The 301-nt window shown below is 68.8% G+C and carries 1 protein-coding gene; it reads left to right on the forward strand.

The window, feature by feature from the left end:
- Positions 1–301 (forward strand): FAD-binding oxidoreductase (locus AC0IYH_RS30780; RefSeq protein WP_471837960.1); only part of this gene is annotated, 301 nt, incomplete at both ends.

Genomic DNA, 301 nt, shown 5'->3' on the forward strand with positions numbered 1-301 from the left:
GCTTGGCGGTGGTCGAGGCGGGCGTCGTTCTCCAGACCTTCCACGATGCCGCGCTGACGGTCGGCCGACGCTTTCCCCTGACCCTCGGCGCACGGGGCAGCGCGACGATCGGCGGCTTGGTATCGACCAACGCCGGCGGCACGCAGGTGCTGCGCTTCGGCACGATACGCGGGCTGGTCGCGGGCGTGGAGGCGGTACTGGCGGATGGCTCCGTCTATGACGGACTCGCGGCCCTGAAAAAAGACAATCGCGGCTACGACCTCGATCATCTGCTCGTGGGAGCGGAGGGGACGCTCGGGAT

The organism is Pseudomonas sp. AC463 (assembly GCF_979253585.1).